Here is a 19,731-nt window from a genome sequence, read left to right as displayed (position 1 = left end):
CCGATGTTGCGGACCTTGCTCAGGTCGGTGGTGATGTCTACGGCCACCTCGGTGGTCTACCTCTCGCTTCCGTCGTGCAAAAAAGGGTCTCAGGCCCGGATCCGGGCCCGGCTCACCAGCGGTAGTGGGCGAACGCCTTGTTGGCTTCGGCCATCTTGTGCGTGTCTTCGCGCCGCTTGACCGAAGCACCCAGACCGTTGGAGGCGTCCAGGATCTCGTTCATCAGGCGCTCGGACATCGTCTTCTCGCGACGAGCGCGGGAGTACGACGTGAGCCAGCGCAGCGCCAGCGTGGTCGACCGGTCGGCCTTGACCTCGATCGGCACCTGGTAGGTGGCACCACCAACACGGCGGCTCTTCACCTCGATGCTCGGCTTCACATTGTCGAGCGCACGCTTCAGCGTGATGACCGGGTCGGTACCGGTCTTCGCACGAGTGCCCTCGAGAGCGCTGTAGACGATGTTCTGCGCGATCTGCTTCTTGCCGTCGACCAGGATCTTGGAGATCAGCTTGGTGACGAGCGGCGAGTTGTAGACCGGGTCGATGATGACCAGGCGCTTCGGAGCGGGTCCCTTACGGGGCATTAGCTCTTCTCCTTCTTCGCGCCGTAACGGCTGCGAGCCTGCTTGCGGTTCTTGACACCCTGGGTGTCGAGCGAACCGCGGATGATCTTGTACCGGACACCCGGAAGGTCCTTAACACGACCACCACGCACGAGCACGATCGAGTGCTCCTGCAGGTTGTGGCCTACGCCCGGGATGTACGCGGTGACCTCGATGCCGCTGGTGAGGCGGACACGAGCGACCTTGCGCAGGGCGGAGTTGGGCTTCTTCGGGGTCGTCGTGTAGACGCGCGTGCACACACCGCGACGCTGAGGAGAACCCTTCAGAGCCGGCGTCTTGTTCTTCGACACCTTGTCCTGGCGGCCCTTGCGGACCAACTGCTGGATGGTGGGCACCGCGTGGTTCTCTTTCTGTCGTCCGGTTCGGATTCTGCGCGCCTGACCCCCGCGGTCGGGTGTGTCGCGATGGCACGTCCCCCACCTGAGCCGTAATCTTGGCTGTCGGCGAGAAGTCCGAGCCACGCGCACTGTCCCTTAGACGAGGGGCACGCATGACGGCCCGGGATAGCCCAGGCACGGTCGTTAAGACTAGCGGCTGCCCCCAGCACGGTCAAAATAGAGCTTGGCCCGCACCGCTTTTCCGGTGTCAGCTTTGCTCGGGAAGATCGTGTGGTCGTCGTTCATGCAGCCGTCTAGGCCCAGTGTACCGGACCTACGGCGTGATCTGACCAGTAAGGAACCTGGCGGCCACCGCGGGGTCCCCCTCGACGGTGAGCAGATCGGCCGAAACCCTTTTCCACAAGGCCAGATAGAGCTGCTGCGCCGGTGCCGAGATCGTCGCGAGCCCTCCCGCCGACGTGCTGTCGACCCGCGGTGCCTGGCCCGCGACGGGGCTCAGCGTCCAGACGTCACCGGTATCCGAGGCGACCACCGTCACGGGTTCGGTCACCGCCGGCGGGAACCCCCGGATCAGCAGCCGCGGCAGGAATACCCGGAAGGCCTCGTCCACTCCGTCGGCAGCCACCTCGGCGTCGATCTCCGGATCCCGGCCGGCCGCCTGCAACACGTCCACCGTATGGATCGTCGTCTCATGCAATTGGCGCCGCGGCCAGAACGACGCCAACTGCGGCACTGGCGCGAAGTTCCAGCACGGCGCTTCCGGGCGGGAGGCCCGGATCGTGGTGACGAGGACCTGCGCGGTTTCGTCGTACCACTCGGAGAGGGAGCCGGTACGCCGCACCTCTGGTTCCTCTTGTTTTGCACCGGTCCGCACGATTTCGGTGGCCCAGCGGTGGACCGAAACGATGTGCTCGGCGAGGTCGCTGACCGTCCAGCCCGGACAGGCCGGCACCGCAGCGGCCGGATCCGCCACCGCGAGGGCCGAGGCCATGTCGTGCACGGCCCCGGCCAGCAACTCGGGATAGTCCAGGGAGTTGTCAGGCAAGGTGACGGACCTCGACGATGGCGCGATTCTGGACGCGGTGTACGACGATCGAGCGGACCGGCTGCGGGCCGACGCCGTGCAGGACCTGCTGGTCGACGACCCACTCCCCCTCGGTCAGGCGGGTCTCCACCTCGATCCAGGCGGTCGCGGACTCCACCAGGGGTCCGTAGTACTCCCGAAGCGCACGGCGGCCTGGAACCTCCTTGCCGTCCGCCAGGAAGACCCGCGCGGTCGGCGAGTAGAGCGAGAGGAACGCCTCCAGGTCGTGCGACAGGAACGCCGACAGCTGGCGGGCCACCACGCGCGCCGCCGGGCTGTCCGCCAGCACCGGCACGGGCGGCAACGGCGGCACAGACGGCACCGCCGGCACGGACGGCACGGACGGCACGGCTTCCGGCGTGGGCGCCGCGGTCTCGGCCGGTACCTCCGCTACTGGAGCCTCCGCTGCCGGGGTTTCTTCTGCTGCAGGGGCTTTCGCGGGGGTGCTGGGCTTGGGCGCCGGCTTGACCCGGGTCGTCGTACCGGCGGTGGTCGCCGCGGCCGCCGGCGCGGCAATGGTGGTCTTCAGCGATTCGGATGCGGAGGTCTTTACTGGTGTGGTCACCGGGGATTTCCTAGGAGTCGTGGAACGAGTGGAACGGGTCCTGGTGGCGGAACCAGGAACGTCGGGAAGCAGAACGGAGACGGCCCAGTCCAGCGCCGCGCGAACGGCGGACCGGGACTGTTCGGTGGGATCCAGTACGTCGAAGGCATGACGGCCGTTCGGTACGTCGATGACGCGCAGCGTGGCGGCCTTGCCGGCAGCGTCCACAAAGGCCTGTACGGCCGCCGCGAGCGCCTCCTGCTCCTTGCCGGGGCGGGTCAGCAGGATCGGCAGGTCAGGGTGGTTACCGACCACCTCGGTGGCGGAGATCAGGTCGCCCGGGCCGTCCAGCACGGGGTAGCTCAAGGCGATGCCGCGCAGCCACTCGGGCCGGCTGTCGATCCACTCCCCCGCGAGCAATCCGCCGCCGGAGAAGAACCACAGCAGGATGCGCTCGGGGTCGACGTGTTCGTCCGCGCGCAACCGGCCGACGGCGGCCTCCACCTGGTCGGAGGCGGCGGTCAACTGGTCCATTCCGAGCACCAGTGGATGATCGACGACGGCGCCCACCAGGCCCCGCTCGGCGACGGCCTTCGCGTAACCCTGAAACAGCGGCCAGTCGCGCGGAAACACCTTCAGATCAAAGGGTCCTGGCCCACCGTGCACGAACAGCACGGCCGGCCGCCGGCCTGGTTCGGCCGGCCGGTACACGTCCAGCTCGCCGACCCGCTCGGCCTCGGGTCCCGCCTCGTCGGAAGCCGTCAGCACGAACGGCCGCAGGTAGGCCGGGATCTCCGTCATGGCGTCATCTTCGCCTACTCCACCGACACTTGCACCACCCGCCCCACAGGTACCAACGAGTACGCCGGCAGGCCGCCCGAACGGAGCCCTCCGGGCGGTTCGAAGGCGGCCACTCGTGGCGGCGAAAAGCGGCCTGGAACGCCACAGGGGCGGCACCCGCGGTTAAGCGGATACCGCCCCTGTGGGCAGTGACTTGGCTCAGTTCCGGTAGGAGCCGAGATCGAAGTCGTCGAGCGGGACCGACTGGCCCGAGCTCGGACCGAAGTCGTAGTCGTACGACTCGTATCCGACCATCGAGTACATCGCGGCCTTCGCCTCTTCGGTCGGCTCGACCCGGATGTTGCGGTACCGATCCATGCCGGTACCCGCCGGGATGAGCTTTCCGATGATGACGTTCTCCTTGAGGCCCACCAGGGAGTCCGACTTGCCGTGGATCGCGGCCTCGGTGAGCACGCGGGTCGTCTCCTGGAAGGAGGCGGCCGACAGCCACGACTCGGTCGCGAGCGACGCCTTGGTGATACCCATCAGCACCGGGCGACCGGAAGCGGGGGTGCCGCCCTCGGCCACGACGCGACGGTTCTCCGCCTCGAACAGCAGGCGGTCCGCCAGCTCACCCGGCAGCAGGTTCGCCTCGCCGGACTCGATCACCGTGACCCGGCGCAGCATCTGCCGGACGATGATCTCGATGTGCTTGTCGTGAATGGCCACACCCTGCGACCGGTACACCTCCTGGACCTCGTCCACCAGGTGCTCTTGGGCCTTGCGGACACCCAGGATGCGCAGAACCTCCTGCGGATCCGGCGTACCGTGCGTGAGCTGCTGACCGACCTCGACGTGCTGACCCTCTTCGATCAGCAGGCGGCCACGCTTGGAGACCGGGTAGCTGACCTCTTCGGAACCGTCGTCCGGGGTGAGAACCAGCTTGCGGGTCTTCTCGGTGTCCTCGATCGAGATCCGGCCGGCCGCTTCCGCGATCGGCGCCTTGCCCTTGGGCTGACGGGCCTCGAACAGCTCGACCACGCGGGGCAGACCGTGGGTGATGTCATCACCCGCGACACCGCCGGTGTGGAAGGTACGCATGGTGAGCTGGGTACCCGGCTCACCGATCGACTGGGCCGCGATGATGCCGACGGCCTCGCCGATGTCGACGGTCTTGCCGGTGGCCAGCGAACGGCCGTAGCACTTCGCGCAGGTACCGGTCTTGGCGTCACAGGTCAGCACGGAGCGAACCTTGACGACCTCGATACCGGCCTCGACCAGTGCCGCGATCGACACGTCGCCCAGATCGCTGCCCGCGGTCAGGATGACCTTGCCCTTGGCGTCGGTCACGTCGGTGGCCAGGGTGCGTGCGTACGCGCTGGTCTCGACGTTCTCGGCGTGCACGACCTTGCCGTCCGGACCGGGCTCACCGATCTGCTTGGGCAGACCGCGCTCGGTGCCGCAGTCCTCCTCGCGGATGATGACGTCCTGCGACACGTCGACCAGACGACGGGTCAGGTAACCCGAGTCGGCGGTCCGCAGCGCGGTGTCCGCCAGACCCTTCCGGGCGCCGTGCGTCGCGATGAAGTACTCGACGACGGACAGACCCTCACGGAAGTTCGCCTTGATCGGCCGGGCGATGATCTCACCCTTCGGGTTGGCCACCAGACCACGCATACCGGCGATCTGACGGACCTGCATCATGTTTCCACGAGCACCGGAGTGGACCATCATCCAGATCGGGTTGGTCTTGACGAAGTTCTCCTCCATCGCCTTACCGACCTCGGCGTTGGCCCCGGTCCAGATCTCGATCAGTTCCTGACGCCGCTCGGACGTGGTGATCAGACCACGCTCGAACTGCTTCTGGACCTTCTCGGCCTGGGCCTCGTAGCGGGCCATGATCTCGGGCTTGCTCGGCGGCGTGCTGAAGTCGTTGATCGACACGGTGACACCGGACCGGGTGGCCCAGCGGAAACCGAGGTCCTTCAACGCGTCCAGGCAGAACGCCACCTGGACCTTCGAGTACCGCTCGGCCAGGTCGTTGACGATCACGCCGAGCTGCTTCTTGCCCACCTCGGCGTCGACGAACGTGTAGTCCGCCGGCAGGGCCTCGTTGAACAGCGCGCGGCCCAGCGTGGTCTCGATCTGGAAGCCACCGTTCGCCAGCACCTCCGCACCCTCGGGTGCGCCGGCGCCGTCGGTCCGCAGCGTGATCTTGGCCTGCAGGGCCAGCTCGTTGCGGTCGAAGGCCATCAGCGCCTCGGCGACCGAGCTGAACGCCCGGCCCTCACCGAGGGCGCCTTCCTTCAGCATCGTCAGGAAGTAGATGCCGATGATCATGTCCTGCGTCGGCATCGTGACCGGACGGCCGTCGGCCGGCTTCAGGATGTTGTTCGTCGACAGCATCAGGATCCGCGCCTCGGCCTGGGCCTCGGCCGACAGCGGCAGGTGCACCGCCATCTGGTCACCGTCGAAGTCGGCGTTGAACGCCGAGCAGACGAGCGGGTGGATCTGGATCGCCTTGCCCTCGATCAGCTGCGGCTCGAACGCCTGGATACCGAGCCGGTGCAGCGTAGGCGCACGGTTCAGCAGCACGGGGTGTTCGGTGATGACCTCTTCCAGCACGTCCCAGACCTGGGCGCGCTGACGCTCGACCATGCGCTTGGCGGACTTGATGTTCTGCGCGTGGTTGAGGTCGACCAGCCGCTTCATCACGAAGGGCTTGAACAGCTCCAGCGCCATCGTCTTGGGCAGACCACACTGGTGCAGCTTCAGCTGCGGGCCGACCACGATGACCGAACGGCCCGAGTAGTCGACGCGCTTGCCCAGCAGGTTCTGACGGAAACGACCCTGCTTGCCCTTGAGCATGTCGGACAGCGACTTGAGCGGGCGGTTACCCGGTCCGGTCACCGGCCGGCCACGGCGGCCGTTGTCGAACAGCGCGTCGACGGCCTCCTGCAGCATGCGCTTCTCGTTGTTGACGATGATCTCCGGCGCGCCCAGGTCGAGCAGGCGCTTGAGCCGGTTGTTCCGGTTGATCACCCGGCGGTACAGGTCGTTCAGGTCGGAGGTGGCGAACCGGCCACCGTCGAGCTGAACCATCGGCCGCAGATCCGGCGGGATGACCGGAACACAGTCGAGCACCATGCCCATCGGGCTGTTGTTGGTGGCGAGGAACGCGGTGACGACCTTGAGCCGCTTCAGGGCGCGGGTCTTGCGCTGGCCCTTGCCGGTCTTGATCGTCTCGCGCAGGCTCGCGGCCTCGGCGACCAGGTCGAAGGTCTGCAGGCGACGCTGAATGGCGGCGGCACCCATCGCACCCTCGAAGTACTTGCCGAACCGCTCCTTCATGGAGCGGTAGAGGATCTCGTCACCCTCGAGGTCCTGGACCTTCAGGTTCTTGAACCGGTTCCAGACCTCGTCGAGGCGGTCGATCTCCCGCTGGGCGCGGTCACGCAGCTGCTTGACCTCGCGCTCGGCGCCTTCCTTGACCTTGCGCCGGACGTCGCTCTTGGCGCCCTCGGCCTCGAGCTGGGCCAGGTCCTCCTCGAGCTTCTTCATCCGGGCTTCGATGTCGTTGTCGCGCTTGCCCTCGAGCTGCTTGCGCTCGACATCGGTCCGGCCCTCGAGCGAGGACAGGTCGCGGTGGCGAGCCTCCTCGTCGACGTCCGTGATCATGTACGCCGCGAAGTAGATGACCTTCTCGAGGTCCTTCGGGGCGAGGTCGAGCAGGTAGCCGAGTCGCGACGGAACACCCTTGAAGTACCAGATGTGGGTGACCGGCGCGGCCAGCTCGATGTGGCCCATCCGCTCGCGGCGCACCTTGGAACGGGTGACCTCGACGCCACACCGCTCGCAGATGATGCCCTTGAAGCGAACACGCTTGTACTTACCGCAGTAGCACTCCCAGTCCCGGGTGGGACCGAAGATCTTCTCGCAGAACAGACCGTCACGCTCGGGCTTGAGCGTCCGGTAGTTGATCGTCTCGGGCTTCTTGACCTCACCGTGCGACCACTGGCGGATCTCATCCGCGGTGGCCAGGCCGATCCGAAGCTCGTCGAAGAAGTTCACGTCGAGCACGATGTGTTATCTCCCGCTTGTCATAAAGGTCTGAGTGAGTTGGTGGATGCTGATCTCGAGCGGCAACCCGCTCAGACCTCCTCGACGCTGTTCGGCTCACGCCGGGACAGGTCGATGCCCAGTTCCTCCGCAGCGCGGAAGACGTCCTCTTCACTGTCGCGCATCTCGACCCGACTACCGTCGGACGAGAGGACCTCGACATTCAGACACAGGGACTGCATTTCCTTGACGAGAACCTTGAAGGACTCGGGAATACCCGGCTCCGGAATGTTCTCGCCCTTGACGATCGCCTCGTACACCTTGACGCGACCGACCACATCGTCCGACTTGATCGTGAGCAGTTCCTGCAGTGCGAAGGCGGCACCGTAGGCCTCGAGGGCCCACACCTCCATCTCACCGAAGCGCTGACCACCGAACTGCGCCTTACCACCCAGCGGCTGCTGCGTGATCATCGAGTACGGACCGGTGGAGCGAGCGTGGATCTTGTCGTCCACCAGGTGGTGCAGCTTCAGCATGTACATGTAGCCGACGCCGACCGGAGCCGGGAACGGCTCGCCGGAGCGGCCGTCGAACAGCCGGGCCTTACCGGTGCTGTCGACCATCCGGTCACCGTCGCGGTTCGGCAGGGTCGAGCCGAGCAGACCGGTGACCTCTTCCTCCCGCGCACCGTCGAACACCGGGGTGGCGACGTTGGTGAACGGAGCGGCCTTGCCGGCGCCGATCTTGATCAGCCGCTGAGCCCACTCTTCGGTGTTCTCCGGATCGATCTCCCAGCCGCGGCTGGCGACCCAGCCCAGGTGCGTCTCGAGGACCTGACCGACGTTCATCCGGCCGGGCACGCCCAGCGGGTTCAGAATGATGTCGACCTGGGTGCCGTCCGCCATGAACGGCATGTCCTCGACCGGCAGGATCTTCGAGATGACGCCCTTGTTGCCGTGGCGTCCGGCGAGCTTGTCGCCGACGGAGATCTTGCGCTTCTGGGCCACGTAGACACGGACCAGCTGGTTGACGCCCGGGGGCAGTTCGTCGCCGTTGTCGCGGTCGAAGACGCGGACACCGATGACGGTGCCGTTCTCGCCGTGCGGCACCTTCAGCGAGGTGTCGCGCACCTCGCGCGCCTTCTCACCGAAGATCGCGCGTAGCAGCCGCTCTTCCGGGGTCAGCTCGGTCTCACCCTTGGGCGTGACCTTGCCGACCAAGATGTCACCGGTGGTGACCTCGGCGCCGATCCGGATGATGCCCCGCTCGTCCAGGTCCGCCAGCATCTCGTCGGAGACGTTGGGGATGTCGCGGGTGATCTCCTCGGGGCCCAGCTTGGTGTCGCGAGCGTCGACCTCGTGCTCCTCGATGTGAATCGAGGTCAGCAGGTCCTGCTGTACGACGCGCTGGCTGAGGATGATCGCGTCCTCGTAGTTGTGACCCTCCCACGGCATGAACGCGACGAGCAGGTTCCGGCCGAGCGCCATCTCCCCCTCGTCGGTGCAGGGACCGTCGGCCAGCGGCGAGCCGACCTCGACCCGCTGCCCCGCGTCGACCAGCGGACGCTGGTTGATGCAGGTGCCCTGGTTCGAGCGACGGAACTTCTGCAGCCGGTAGGTCTGGTACGTACCGTCGTCGGCGGCGACCTCGATCAGATCGGCCGAGACCTCCTTGATGACACCGGCCTTCTCCGAGACCAGCACGTCACCGGCGTCGACCGCACCGCGGTACTCCATGCCGGTACCGACCAGGGGGGCGTCCGCGGTGATCAGCGGAACGGCCTGGCGCTGCATGTTCGAGCCCATCAGGGCGCGGTTGGCGTCGTCGTGCTCGAGGAACGGGATCATCGCCGTCGCGACCGACACCATCTGGCGCGGCGAGACGTCCATGTAGTCAACGTCCTCGACCAGGACCAGCTCGACCTCACCGTGGCGCCGGCGAACCAGCACGCGCTCTTCGGCGAACCGGTTCTCTTCGGTCAGCGCGGCGTTGGCCTGCGCGATGACGAAGCGGTCCTCCTCGTCGGCGGTGAGGTAGTCGACCTGGTCGGTGACCTGACCGTCGACGACCTTGCGGTACGGCGTCTCGACGAAACCGAACGGGTTGACCCGGCCGTACGTCGCGAGCGAACCGATCAGACCGATGTTCGGGCCTTCCGGGGTCTCGATCGGGCACATCCGGCCGTAGTGCGACGGGTGCACGTCACGAACCTCGAAGCCGGCCCGCTCACGGCTCAGACCACCCGGGCCAAGGGCCGACAGGCGGCGCTTGTGGGTCAGACCCGCGATCGGGTTGGTCTGGTCCATGAACTGCGACAGCTGCGACGTACCGAAGAACTCCTTCAGCGCCGCGACCACCGGGCGGATGTTGATCAGCGTCTGCGGCGTGATCGCCTCGACGTCCTGAGTCGTCATCCGCTCGCGAACCACGCGCTCCATCCGGGCCAGGCCGGTGCGGAGCTGGTTCTGGATCAGCTCGCCGACCGTACGCAGACGGCGGTTACCGAAGTGGTCGATGTCGTCCTCTTCGACGACGATCTCGCCGGTCGGCGCGGCCAGCTCGGTCTTGCCCTCGTGCAGCGCGACCAGGTACTTGATCGTCGACACGATGTCGTCGATCGTCAGTACCGCGGTGTCGTGCGCCTCGTCGCGGCCCAGCTTCTTGTTGATCTTGTACCGGCCGACCTTCGCGAGGTCGTAGCGCTTACCGTTGAAGTAGTAGTTGTCCAGCAGCGCCTGCGCGGCCTCGCGGGTGGGCGGTTCGCCCGGGCGAAGCTTGCGGTAGATGTCCAGCAGCGCGTCGTCCTGGCCGGAGGTGTGGTCCTTCTCCAGGGTCAGGCGAATCGACTCGTACTCCCCGAACTCCTCGAGGATCTGCGCGTCGGTCCAGCCGAGCGCCTTGAGCAGCACGGTGACGTTCTGCTTGCGCTTGCGGTCCAGACGGACGCCGACCAGGTCACGCTTGTCGACCTCGAACTCCAGCCACGCACCGCGCGACGGAATGATCTTGGCCGTGAAGATGTCCTTGTCCGACGTCTTGTCAGGGTTGCGCTCGAAGTACACGCCCGGGGAACGGACCAGCTGCGACACAACGACACGCTCGGTGCCGTTGATGACGAAGGTGCCCTTTTTGGTCATCAGGGGGAAATCGCCCATGAAGACCGTCTGGCTCTTGATCTCGCCGGTCTCGTTGTTCATGAACTCGGCGGTGACGAAGAGCGGCGCCGAGTAGGTGACGTCACGCTCCTTGCACTCGTCGACCGTGTTCTTCGGCGGCTCGAAACGGTGGTCGCGGAAAGACAGCGACATGGTGCCGCTGAAGTCCTCGATCGGGGAGATCTCCTCGAAGATCTCCTCCAGGCCGGACGGGGAGGACAGATCTGTCCGTCCCTCCGCCTCGGCGGCGGCCACCCGGGCCTGCCAGGTCTCGTTTCCGACCAACCAGTCGAAACTATCCACCTGCAACGCGAGCAGATCCGGCACCTCGATGGGTGAAGAGATCTTCGCGAAGGAGATGCGACGGGAGGTGGAGACATCGGTGAAGCTGTCGGACTGGGGGTTGCGCGAGGCGACCAAGGGGCGTCCTTCCACGGGCTCGCAGACTCATCTGGTGCTGGGGAGCGCACGCCAAACCGCCCTAGTCAAGTTTTGAGCCGAACCAGGGGAAAGGTGAAGGCAGCGCAAAGAGTTAGGTTACCCGATCTGGGCAAGACTGTCCAATGGGCGCAAATATGATGCCGTGCGCCCACTATTCCGTCAAGGATCTCACCGGTTCTCGAGCGAGGAGCGCCCACCCGCGAGTCGCCGAGTAGATCCAATCCGGAACACCGCAGAGCCTACAGGGGCTCGATCGATCGGACCAGCCATTGCCCACCGATTCGTACCATCGTGAACCGGGCGCGGTTCAGGTCCACCCGGGGCTTGTTCTGGGTGATCGTGCTCGTGGTGGTCTGGTTGACGAAGACGAGCAGGGTGACCCGGTCCGCGTCACCATCGCGTACGCCGACCTCCCGCACCTCGGCGCGAACGGTCGCCTTGACCTTGGTTGCCTGCTCGGCGACGACCTTGGTGGTCTGGTCGAAGTCCGCCGCGAACTCCGGCGTGAGCACCGCCCGCGACGCCTCGAAGTCCTTCGTGAGCGAGCGGTAGTCGTACGAGAGCACCAGCTCGGCCGCCCGGCGCGCCGCCGTGGACGCCTCCGACCGCGCCTGCTCGGCCCGCTGCCCGCGCAACGCTCGCTCCCCCAGCAACACGGCCGAAGTCAGCGCCAGCACCACCAACACCGCCAGCAACCCCACCACCAACCGCCCCCGGCCTCCCACAGAGGTCTCCGGTTCGGCGTCCACGTGCGCGGAGCCGGAGTCGTCCGACTCGGCTCCCTCGGCCGCGACAGGCGGGTCCGTCGTGCCGGTCGTGCCGGTCGTGATCGTGGCGTCGGACTCGGGCGCGACGGTCTGGTCGATGCCGGAGTCGGGCGCCTGGTCGGACTCGGGCGCGACGGTCTGGTCGGTCTCGGGCGTCGTCGGGTTGGACTCGGGCGTGTCGCGGCGGCGCTGGCCGGCGATGCGGCGGCGCGGCGGGTTGCGGCGTTCTTCGGGCATCAGCCGACCGCCTGCAGGTCCGCGACCAGCCAGCGATCGCCCTCACGGACCATCTCCAGCTTCATCCGGTAGTGCCGCCGCTTGGCGCCACCCTGGGCCTCGTTCGTGACGACCGCGTCGGCCACGACCAGTACCTGGGCCGAGTCCGGGTCGAGCGATTGCACCGCGGCCTCCAGTACTTCGCCGGCCGAGGTGGCCTTGCCGGTGAGCACCGAGGCCTTGACCGATCCGGCCGCGGCGGAGAACTCCTGTTTGAACTGACCGGTCGACCCGTCGAGCACCCGCTGCGCGTCCGCGTCCCAGGTGTCGTACTTGTAAGTGGTGAAGTCGTGCGCCGTCTGCCGGGCCGCCTGCATCACGCTCAGCCGGGTATCGCTGGTGGTGTCCTGCTTGCGCAACGCCACCACCGCCGTCACCAGCCCTGCCAACGAGACCACCAGCAGCAGGCTCAGCGCCCACGCCAGCATCGGCAACCGCCGATCGCCGGCAGGCCGCTCATCCGCGACCACCCGTCCGTACGACGCCTGCTCCTCGCCGCTGACGGGAGTCTCGCCGGTGGGAGTCGCGTCGTCGGCCGGAGTCGCGGGCGTGGTGTCGCCAGAGGTCACTGGGTAACCGGTCCTAGCATCATTGCCTTCCAGCCGTCCTTGCCGAGCAGCCGCTGCTGTCCGCCGGTCGAGCCGATCACGAACTCCGGTACGCCGGCCACGCCACCCGTTTCACCCGTCTGGGGATCCGCGAGCAGGCCGATACCGCCTCGGTTCAGGGCGCGGGAGGACGGGTTGGGCTTGTTCTGGGCGCCGCGCACGTTCACGCCGCTGCTCGACGAGGCCGAGCACTTCGCGTTCACGTTCGCGGGCTTGTCCTTGGTGTCCTGCGGAACGCGCTTGTCGGTCTGGCCGTAACCGGCCCGGCACGCCGCGGGGTCGAACCCGAGCACGAGGCCGAAGTGCGCGTCGTAGTGGCCGGTACCGCGGTCCCGCCCGGGCACGATGTAACCGCCCATGGAGACCAGGGGGTAGACCACCAGCAACTGCTCGACGGCATCCATCCGGACCGCGGTCAACTCGCTCACCGTCAGCAGGTTACCGAGCAGCACCGCGATATCGGCCTTGTTCTCGGTGATCAGCGCGTTGAGTTGCTGGGTGGCGGCCGAACCGTTGTCGATCACCGCGCGCAGTTCGGCGTCGGAGCTGACCAGGGTCTGGCTCAGCAGCGCCAGGTTCTTCGCCCAGGTCTTCAGGTGGTTGCCGCTGGCAACCTGAGTGGCCAGCACGATGTTGCCGTCGTTGATCAGCTTGATCGTCTGGGCGATGTTCGCGTCCGCGACGTCGATCAGCACGCCGGAGCTGTCGATGATCTTCTGCAGGTCACCGCCCTTGCCGCGCAGCGCCGTACCGAGTTCCTTCACGGTGGTCCGCAGGCTGTCCTTGTCGACCGAGTTCACCAGCTCGTCCAGGTTGAGCAGCAGTTCGGTGGTGGAGATCGGCAGCTCGGTGTCCTTGCGGTCGATCTCCGACCGGTCCTTCAGGAACGGGCCCGACTCGGTCCGCGGCTGCAGGTCCACGTACTGCTCGCCGATGGCGGAGCGGTTCGCGATCACCGCCTTGGTATCGCGCGGCACCTGCATACCGTTGTCGATGTCCAAGGCGACCAGAACGCCGTCCGGCTCCAGCTTGAGCGTGCCCACCCGGCCGATCGGCTGGCCGCGATACGTCACCTCGGCGCCGGTGAAGATGCCGCCGGATTCGGCGAAACTCGCGGTCACCGTGTACGTGCCGTCGAAGAACAACCGGTCCACCCGGGCGTACTTCGCGCCCACGTAGGCGACACCCACCACGGTGATCAGCAGGAACACCATCAGCTGGATCCTGGTCCGGCGGGTGATCATCCGGTCACCCCCGGCATCATCATCTTCGCCAGTTCCGGATCGAGATTGCCCCGGCCCAGCTTCGGCGTACAGACCGGCAGGCCGAGCAGCGTGATGCAGGTGGTCGGCACGCCGGGTGGCGGCGTGAGCGTCGGCAGTCCCCCGGAGGGCTTCACCGTCGGCTTCTTGGTCGGAATCCCCGGCAGGCTGATGTCGATGGTCGGGATGATCGTCGGCGCGATCGTCGGCAGGTTCAGCCCGAGCAGGCCCTTCAGCGCCTTCTGGGTGTCGACGTCGAGGGTGATCTCCAGGTTGGTGAAGTCACCCCGTACGGCGTTGGCGGCCTGATCCGGGAACGGGTAGGTGAACATCAGCTCCAGCGCCTTCGGCAGGTTCTCCCCGGCCTTCGCGAGCTGGAACAGGATCGGGTAGAGCGACTTCAGGTTCGCGACCAGATCTTGCTGCGAGGACACGATCACGCGAGTCGCGGTGTTGCCGAGTTTCGCCAGCGCCTGCAGGGTTTTCACCAGGGCGGCGCGCTGCCGATCCAGTGTCGCGATGGACTTCGGCAGCGAGTCGATCGCCGTCGCCAGCGTGGTCTTCTGCGCGTTCAGCTTCTTCGCCAGCGCGTCCACGGCGGTGATCGCGTTGACGATGTTCTGTTTGTTCTTGTCCAGCGTGCCGACAAACGTGTTCAGCTGGGTGAGCACGCTGCGAATGGCCGGCTCGTTACCGGTGAGGGCCTTGTTCAGCTCCTGGGTGATCACCTGCAGCTGGGCCACGCCGCCGCCGTTCAGCAACAGCGAGAGGGCCGAGAGCACCTCTTCCACCTCGACGTTGCTGGTGGTCCGGCTGAGCGGGATGACCTCGCCGTTGCTCAGCGTGCCGCGCGGCTGCTCCGTCCCGGTGGGTGGTGCCAGCGAGACGAACTTCTCCCCGAGCAGGCTGGTCTGCCGGATGGTGGCGCGCGCGTTGTCCGGCAGCTCCACGTTCTTCGGCAGCTTCAGCCGGACCTTGGCGACGTATCCCTCCAGCCAGACCTTCTCGACCGTGCCGACGGTGACGTCGTCCACCTTGACCGTGGACTTCGGAACCAGGTCCAGTACGTCGGAGAACTCGGCGGTGATCGTGTACGACGGACCTTTGATCTTGGCGCCACCCGGCAACGGCAACGAGTAGACGCTGAAGTCACAGCCCGACAGCAACGTGGCCACGGCGACCACGCCCGCCACGATCGTCGTACGGCGTCCTGCCCTCATCGCGCACCTCCGATGATCCCGCCGAGCGTCTTGTCGATCGGATCCGGGCTGGGCAGCTCCGTGGCGGCGGGCGTCGGCGCCGGGGCCAGCGGCGTACCGGCGGGTCCCATGCCGCTCGCGCCACCGAGCAGCGGCAGCTTGTTCAGCAGGTCGAGCACACCCTTGAGCGCGGAGCACGTCGACAGCGGCTGGTTGGCCTGCAGCAGCAACGAACACACGAACGTCGCGGGGTCGTCCAGCTGGGCCAGGTTGATCCGCTGGTCGAGCGTGCCGAACTGCGGGTTGTAGATCCGGGCCAGGTTGCCGAGGCCGAGCGGCGCGGTGTCGAGCACCTCCGCCAGGGCCTCCTTCTCCTTCACCAGGATCTGGGACAACGCCGTCGCCTGGGACACGGTGGTTTTCACCAGCGCCCGGTTGTCCCGCACGAAGGTGGTCACCTCAGCGAGCGCGACGGCCAGCGTCGACAGGGCCAGGCTGAGGTCCTTCCGCTCACCCGCGAGCGTGGTCGAGACCGTCGCGAAGTTGGCGTTGAACTGCCGGACCAGCTGGTCGTTCGCCGCGAGCGCCGAAACGAACGTCTGCAGCTGCCGGACCGTGGTGAACAGGCTCTTCGAGTTGCCCGCGAGGGTCTGCGACAAGGTGGCGACGTCGCCGATGGTCTGGTTCAGCTTGGCGCCCTGGCCGTTCAGGTTCCGGGCGGAGACGTCGAGCAGCCGGGACAACGCGCCCTGGTCGTTCGCGCCCTTCGGCCCGAGCGCCACGGACAAGTCGTTCAGGCTCTGGTAGATCTGATCCAGCTCGAGCGGTACGGCGGTCCGGTCCAGCGGGATCTGGGCGCCATCGGCCATCACCTCGCCCTTGGTGTAGACGGGCGTGAGTTGTACGTACCGGTCGGCCACGATCGACGGCGCCGCGATGACGGCCTTCGCGTTCGCGGGCACCTTGTGCTTGGCGTCCCACCAGAAGCTGACCCGGACGCTGCGGCCGGCCGGGGTGATCGTCTCCACCTCGCCGACCTTGATGCCGAGAATGCGCACGTCGGAGCCGGGATAGATGCTCACGGTCCGCGGGAAGTACGCCGAAACGCTGACCCGCTTGGGCTCCGGCCACAACGTCACCACGCTGACGGCCAGGATCGCGACCACGACGGCGATCGAGACGAGCCGGGAGAACGAGTTCACCTTGGTCATCGCGGCGCACCCCCGTTCGGAACCGGCAGACTCGGCAGCGGCAGACTCGGCAGCGGCAGGCTCGGCAACGTGATCGGCGGCAGCGGGATCTCCGGCACGGGCACCAGGTTCTGCACGTAGGTGTCGAACCACGGGCCGGTGCCGAGCGTGTTGGTGAAGACCCGCACGAACGGCGCTAGGCCCTTGATACTGGCGTCGAGGCTCTGCTGGTTCTTCAGCAAGGTGGCGAGCACACCGTTCACCTTCTGCAGGGTCGGCGCCAGGTCCTTGCGGTTCTCCCGGACCAGCGCGGTGATCTGCGCGGACAGGGCCTGCGTCGAGACCAGCAGCTGATGAATCAGCGCGCGGCGGGCCTGGACCGCCTGGAACACCTTGTTGCCGTCGCGCAGCAACGTGATGAGCTCCTTGTTCCGCTCGGCAAGCACCTTCGTCACCACCTCGGAGTGCTTCAGCAGCTTCTTCAGCTCGGCGTCCCGGGCGGCGATGTTCTTGGACAGCCGGGACAACCCGGTCAGCGAGGCCCGGACCTCTTCCGGCGTGTTCGCGAAGGTGGTCGACAAGGTGTCGAGGGCCTTCGCGAGTTGCGCGGTGTCGATCCGCTCGGTGGTGTTCGCCAGGTCCGAGAAGGCGTCCACCACGTCGTACGCCGAGATGGTGCGCTCGAGCGGGATCTCCGAGCCCTCCTTGAGCCGGCCCTCGCCCTTCGGCAGCAGCTTGATGTACTTCTGGCCGAGCAGGGTCTTCAGTTTCACCTCGGCGCCGGTCTGGTCGCCGAGTTTCACGCCGCGGTCCACCACGAAGTCGACCCGCACATGGCTGCCGTCGAGCTCCACCTTGCGGACCTGGCCGACGCGCACACCGGCCACCCGGATCTCGTCGTTCGGCTTGACCCCACCGGCCTCGGTGAGCTGCGCGGAGTACTTCAGGCCGCCACCGATCAACGGCAGGTCCTGGGCCCGGAATCCGGCCAGCATGATCAACCCGAGCACGGTCAGGCCGACCACACCGATGGTGACCTGGTTCTGTTCGCGGAAAGGTTTCACTGGTTCTGACACCTCGCCGAGTTCACGTCGTGGCTGATCGGAATGCGGGTGCCGGTGGGCAGCACCACGTTGCCGTCGAAGCCGCACAGGTAGAAGTTGAACCAGGAGCCGTACGTCGCGGTACGGGTCATCTTCTCGAGCTTGGTCGGCATGAACTGCAGCGTCTTCACCCAGATGTCCTCGGTATTGCCGAGGGTGGTCGCGACCGTGCGGAGCTCGTCCAGGTCGGACTTGAGCGGAACACGGGTCTGCCGGAGCAGGTCGGCGGTCTTCGTGTTCAGGCTGTTGATCGAACCGAGCGAGTTCAGGATCGGGGTGACGTCCTGGGCCAGGCCGGAGATGAACTGTTGCAGGTTGACCAGCAGCGCGGAGAAGTTCGCCTGCCGCTGCGAGACGATCTGCAGGGTGGAGGTGAGGTTGGTGATCAGATCACCGATCACCTCGTCGGAGTCGGCCAGCGTGGTGGTCAGCGAGGCCGTCCGGGCCAGCAGGCTCTCGATCGTGCCACCCTCGCCTTGCAGGACCTTGATCACCTCGAAGGCGAACTGGTTCACGTCGGCCGGCGTCAGCGCGGTGAACAGCGGCTTGAAGCCGTTGAACAGCACCGACAGGTCGAGCGCGGGCGCGGTGTGGTTGACGTCGATGACGTCGTCCTTCTTCAGCCGGGTGCCCGGGCCGGTGCCCTCCGTGAGCGCGATGTACCGGTTGCCGACCAGGTTGCGGTAGCGCATCGTCGCGCGGGTGGTGGTCGACACCACCTGGGTCGAGTCGACCGTGAAGGTGACCAGGGCCAGCTCGTCCTGGTGCAGCTCGATCTTGTTCACCTGGCCGACCCGGACACCGGCGATGCGAATGTCGTCGCCCTTGTTCAGACCGGTCACGTCGGTGAAGACGGCCTTGTACCGGGTGGTGTCGGTGAAGCTGATGTTGCCGATCGTCACGGCCAGCAAGGCCGTCGCGACCGTGGTCACGACCACGAAGATCGACAACCGGATGATGTCGAACGAGGTCTTCTTGTCCAGGAACTTGCTCATCGCAGGCTCACCTCGCCACCCCGGGCCAGCGGCCCGAACAAGTAGGTCGCCACAGCTGGTACGTCGGCCGCGGGCCGTCCCATCACCGGGCCGACCACGGAGTTGATCATCTGCCGTTCCTCGGAGCTGCCGACCGTGTCCACGTCGAATCCGGGCGCCGTCCGGTTCAGCGTCAGTGGCACCGGGAACCGGGTGGTCTTGTTGTGATCACCCTTCACCCCGTCGGCCCCGGTGATGTACGGCGCGGGGTTCTCCTGGGTGTACGGCCCGGGCTTCGAGTTCGGGTGGCTGTAGTTCTTGCCGACACAGGTCGGGCCGCGCTTGTCCGCGTACACCGGGCGCTCGTCCGGTTTGTACGGCGTCGGCTGGTTCGTGATCACCTCGAGGTTGATGTGCAGCGCGCCGTCGCGGAAGGTGTCGTTCAGGATCGGGGCGGTCTCGGTCATCACCCGCAGGAAGCACGGCACCTCGGGCGAGTAGCGCTCGAGCAGATCCAGTACCGGACGGCTGACCGCGCCGAGGCGGATCACCCGGTCCTCGTTCTCCGTCAGGAAGGCGTCTCCGGTGGCCGACACCTTCTGCACGTCGGTGAAGAACACCTGGAGCTGCTTCTCCTTCTCCACCACGGTGTTTCCGGTGATGGTGATGTTGCGCAGGAAGTTCACGATGTCGGGCGTCGCGTCCGAATAGACCCCGGCCACCCTGGTCAGGCTGTCCAGCGCCTTGATCAGGTTCGGCAGGTTCGGGTTCAGCTTCTTCAGGTAGCCGTCGAGCTGGGTGAGGGTGCTACCGATCTGGCTGCCGCGGCCTTCCAGCGCGGTGGCCAGGGTGTTCAGCGTCGCGTTCAGATCGGCCGGATCGACCGCCTGCAGCAGCGGCAGGGCGTCGTTCAGCACCTTCTCGATCTCGATACCGACGGCCGTCTTGTCGCGGGTGATCACGTCACCCGCCTTGATCGCCCGGCCACGTGCGCCCTCCGGCGGTACCAGCGAGACGAACTTCTCGCCGAACAGCGTCTTGGGCAGGATCCGGGCACTGACCTGCGCCGAGATCATCGAGACCTGCTCCGGCTTGAGCGCCAGGTCGATGGTCGCGATCTCACCGTTGGTGGACACGTCGCGCACCTCGCCGACGATGATGCCGCGCAGCTTCACGTCGGCGTGCTTGTTCAGCTGCAGGCCGATGTGACTGGTCTCCAGCCGCACGTTCACCGTGTCGGTGAAGATCTTGGCGTAGAAGGCGTACGTCAGCCACACCAGGAAGCAGACCAGGCCGATGAAGGCGGTTCCGAGCACTCGTCTGGTCATC

The 19,731-nt window shown here is 66.6% G+C and carries 14 protein-coding genes; all 14 read right to left on the bottom strand.

Annotation, left to right across the window (positions count from 1 at the left end; translation table 11 throughout):
- Positions 1 to 112: 112 nt before the first annotated feature.
- Positions 113 to 583: a 30S ribosomal protein S7 gene (gene rpsG / locus ACFFGN_RS31950; protein ID WP_328990880.1), complete on the bottom strand. Its 471-nt coding sequence runs from the start codon at positions 581 to 583 to the stop codon at positions 113 to 115.
- Entirely contained in the window at positions 583 to 957 is a 375-nt protein-coding gene (gene rpsL, locus ACFFGN_RS31945) for a 30S ribosomal protein S12 (RefSeq protein ID WP_012923692.1), read from the bottom strand. Before rpsL ends, rpsG begins: the two co-directional genes overlap by 1 nt.
- A 316-nt stretch (positions 958 to 1,273) precedes the next feature.
- Entirely contained in the window at positions 1,274 to 2,005 is a 732-nt protein-coding gene (locus ACFFGN_RS31940; protein ID WP_380055537.1) for a maleylpyruvate isomerase family mycothiol-dependent enzyme, read from the bottom strand.
- Entirely contained in the window at positions 1,998 to 3,389 is a 1,392-nt protein-coding gene (locus ACFFGN_RS31935; protein WP_380055533.1) for a nuclear transport factor 2 family protein, read from the bottom strand. The genes ACFFGN_RS31940 and ACFFGN_RS31935 overlap by 8 nt, the downstream gene beginning before the upstream one ends.
- A gap of 198 nt (positions 3,390 to 3,587) precedes the next feature.
- Positions 3,588 to 7,448, bottom strand: coding sequence for a DNA-directed RNA polymerase subunit beta' (locus tag ACFFGN_RS31930; RefSeq protein ID WP_380055530.1), 3,861 nt, complete (start codon positions 7,446 to 7,448; stop codon positions 3,588 to 3,590).
- A 71-nt stretch (positions 7,449 to 7,519) separates the two neighbouring features.
- Positions 7,520 to 11,002, bottom strand: a complete 3,483-nt coding sequence (gene rpoB, locus ACFFGN_RS31925; RefSeq protein WP_380055527.1) for a DNA-directed RNA polymerase subunit beta — start codon at positions 11,000 to 11,002, stop codon at positions 7,520 to 7,522.
- Between the two features lie 260 nt (positions 11,003 to 11,262).
- On the bottom strand, positions 11,263 to 12,027 hold the full coding sequence (locus ACFFGN_RS31920) for a hypothetical protein (RefSeq protein ID WP_380055524.1): 765 nt from the start codon (positions 12,025 to 12,027) through the stop codon (positions 11,263 to 11,265).
- Positions 12,027 to 12,635 (bottom strand): Rv1363c family protein, encoded by a 609-nt coding sequence (locus ACFFGN_RS31915; RefSeq protein WP_380055521.1) that lies wholly within the window; start codon positions 12,633 to 12,635, stop codon positions 12,027 to 12,029. The genes ACFFGN_RS31920 and ACFFGN_RS31915 overlap by 1 nt, the downstream gene beginning before the upstream one ends.
- The gene (locus ACFFGN_RS31910) at positions 12,632 to 13,918 is read right to left on the bottom strand and encodes an MCE family protein (RefSeq protein ID WP_380055518.1); all 1,287 of its coding nucleotides are present in this window, start codon (positions 13,916 to 13,918) and stop codon (positions 12,632 to 12,634) included. The genes ACFFGN_RS31915 and ACFFGN_RS31910 overlap by 4 nt, the downstream gene beginning before the upstream one ends.
- The gene (locus ACFFGN_RS31905; protein WP_380055515.1) at positions 13,915 to 15,156 is read right to left on the bottom strand and encodes an MCE family protein; all 1,242 of its coding nucleotides are present in this window, start codon (positions 15,154 to 15,156) and stop codon (positions 13,915 to 13,917) included. The genes ACFFGN_RS31910 and ACFFGN_RS31905 overlap by 4 nt, the downstream gene beginning before the upstream one ends.
- Positions 15,153 to 16,346, bottom strand: a complete 1,194-nt coding sequence (locus tag ACFFGN_RS31900) for an MCE family protein (protein WP_380055512.1) — start codon at positions 16,344 to 16,346, stop codon at positions 15,153 to 15,155. The genes ACFFGN_RS31905 and ACFFGN_RS31900 overlap by 4 nt, the downstream gene beginning before the upstream one ends.
- Positions 16,343 to 17,389, bottom strand: a complete 1,047-nt coding sequence (locus ACFFGN_RS31895) for an MCE family protein (protein WP_380055509.1) — start codon at positions 17,387 to 17,389, stop codon at positions 16,343 to 16,345. The genes ACFFGN_RS31900 and ACFFGN_RS31895 overlap by 4 nt, the downstream gene beginning before the upstream one ends.
- On the bottom strand, positions 17,386 to 18,423 hold the full coding sequence (locus tag ACFFGN_RS31890) for an MCE family protein (protein ID WP_380055506.1): 1,038 nt from the start codon (positions 18,421 to 18,423) through the stop codon (positions 17,386 to 17,388). Before ACFFGN_RS31890 ends, ACFFGN_RS31895 begins: the two co-directional genes overlap by 4 nt.
- The gene (locus ACFFGN_RS31885; protein WP_380055504.1) at positions 18,420 to 19,730 is read right to left on the bottom strand and encodes an MCE family protein; all 1,311 of its coding nucleotides are present in this window, start codon (positions 19,728 to 19,730) and stop codon (positions 18,420 to 18,422) included. Before ACFFGN_RS31885 ends, ACFFGN_RS31890 begins: the two co-directional genes overlap by 4 nt.
- Between the last annotated feature and the right edge of the window lies 1 nt (position 19,731).

Source organism: Kribbella deserti (genome assembly GCF_042434725.1).
GTDB lineage: Bacteria > Actinomycetota > Actinomycetes > Propionibacteriales > Kribbellaceae > Kribbella > Kribbella deserti.
The sequence above is the reverse complement of the archived record's forward strand: the minus strand, read 5'-3'. Positions and strand labels throughout refer to the sequence as shown.

Coding starts and splice junctions, on each gene's coding strand:
- rpsG (WP_328990880.1), bottom strand. CDS start 583: ATGCCCCGTAAGGGACCCGCTCCGAAGCGCCTGGTCATCATCGACCCG.
- ACFFGN_RS31900 (WP_380055512.1), bottom strand. CDS start 16,346: ATGACCAAGGTGAACTCGTTCTCCCGGCTCGTCTCGATCGCCGTCGTG.
- ACFFGN_RS31935 (WP_380055533.1), bottom strand. CDS start 3,389: ATGACGGAGATCCCGGCCTACCTGCGGCCGTTCGTGCTGACGGCTTCC.
- ACFFGN_RS31890 (WP_380055506.1), bottom strand. CDS start 18,423: ATGAGCAAGTTCCTGGACAAGAAGACCTCGTTCGACATCATCCGGTTG.
- ACFFGN_RS31885 (WP_380055504.1), bottom strand. CDS start 19,730: ATGACCAGACGAGTGCTCGGAACCGCCTTCATCGGCCTGGTCTGCTTC.
- ACFFGN_RS31920 (WP_380055524.1), bottom strand. CDS start 12,027: ATGCCCGAAGAACGCCGCAACCCGCCGCGCCGCCGCATCGCCGGCCAG.
- ACFFGN_RS31910 (WP_380055518.1), bottom strand. CDS start 13,918: ATGATCACCCGCCGGACCAGGATCCAGCTGATGGTGTTCCTGCTGATC.
- ACFFGN_RS31905 (WP_380055515.1), bottom strand. CDS start 15,156: ATGAGGGCAGGACGCCGTACGACGATCGTGGCGGGCGTGGTCGCCGTG.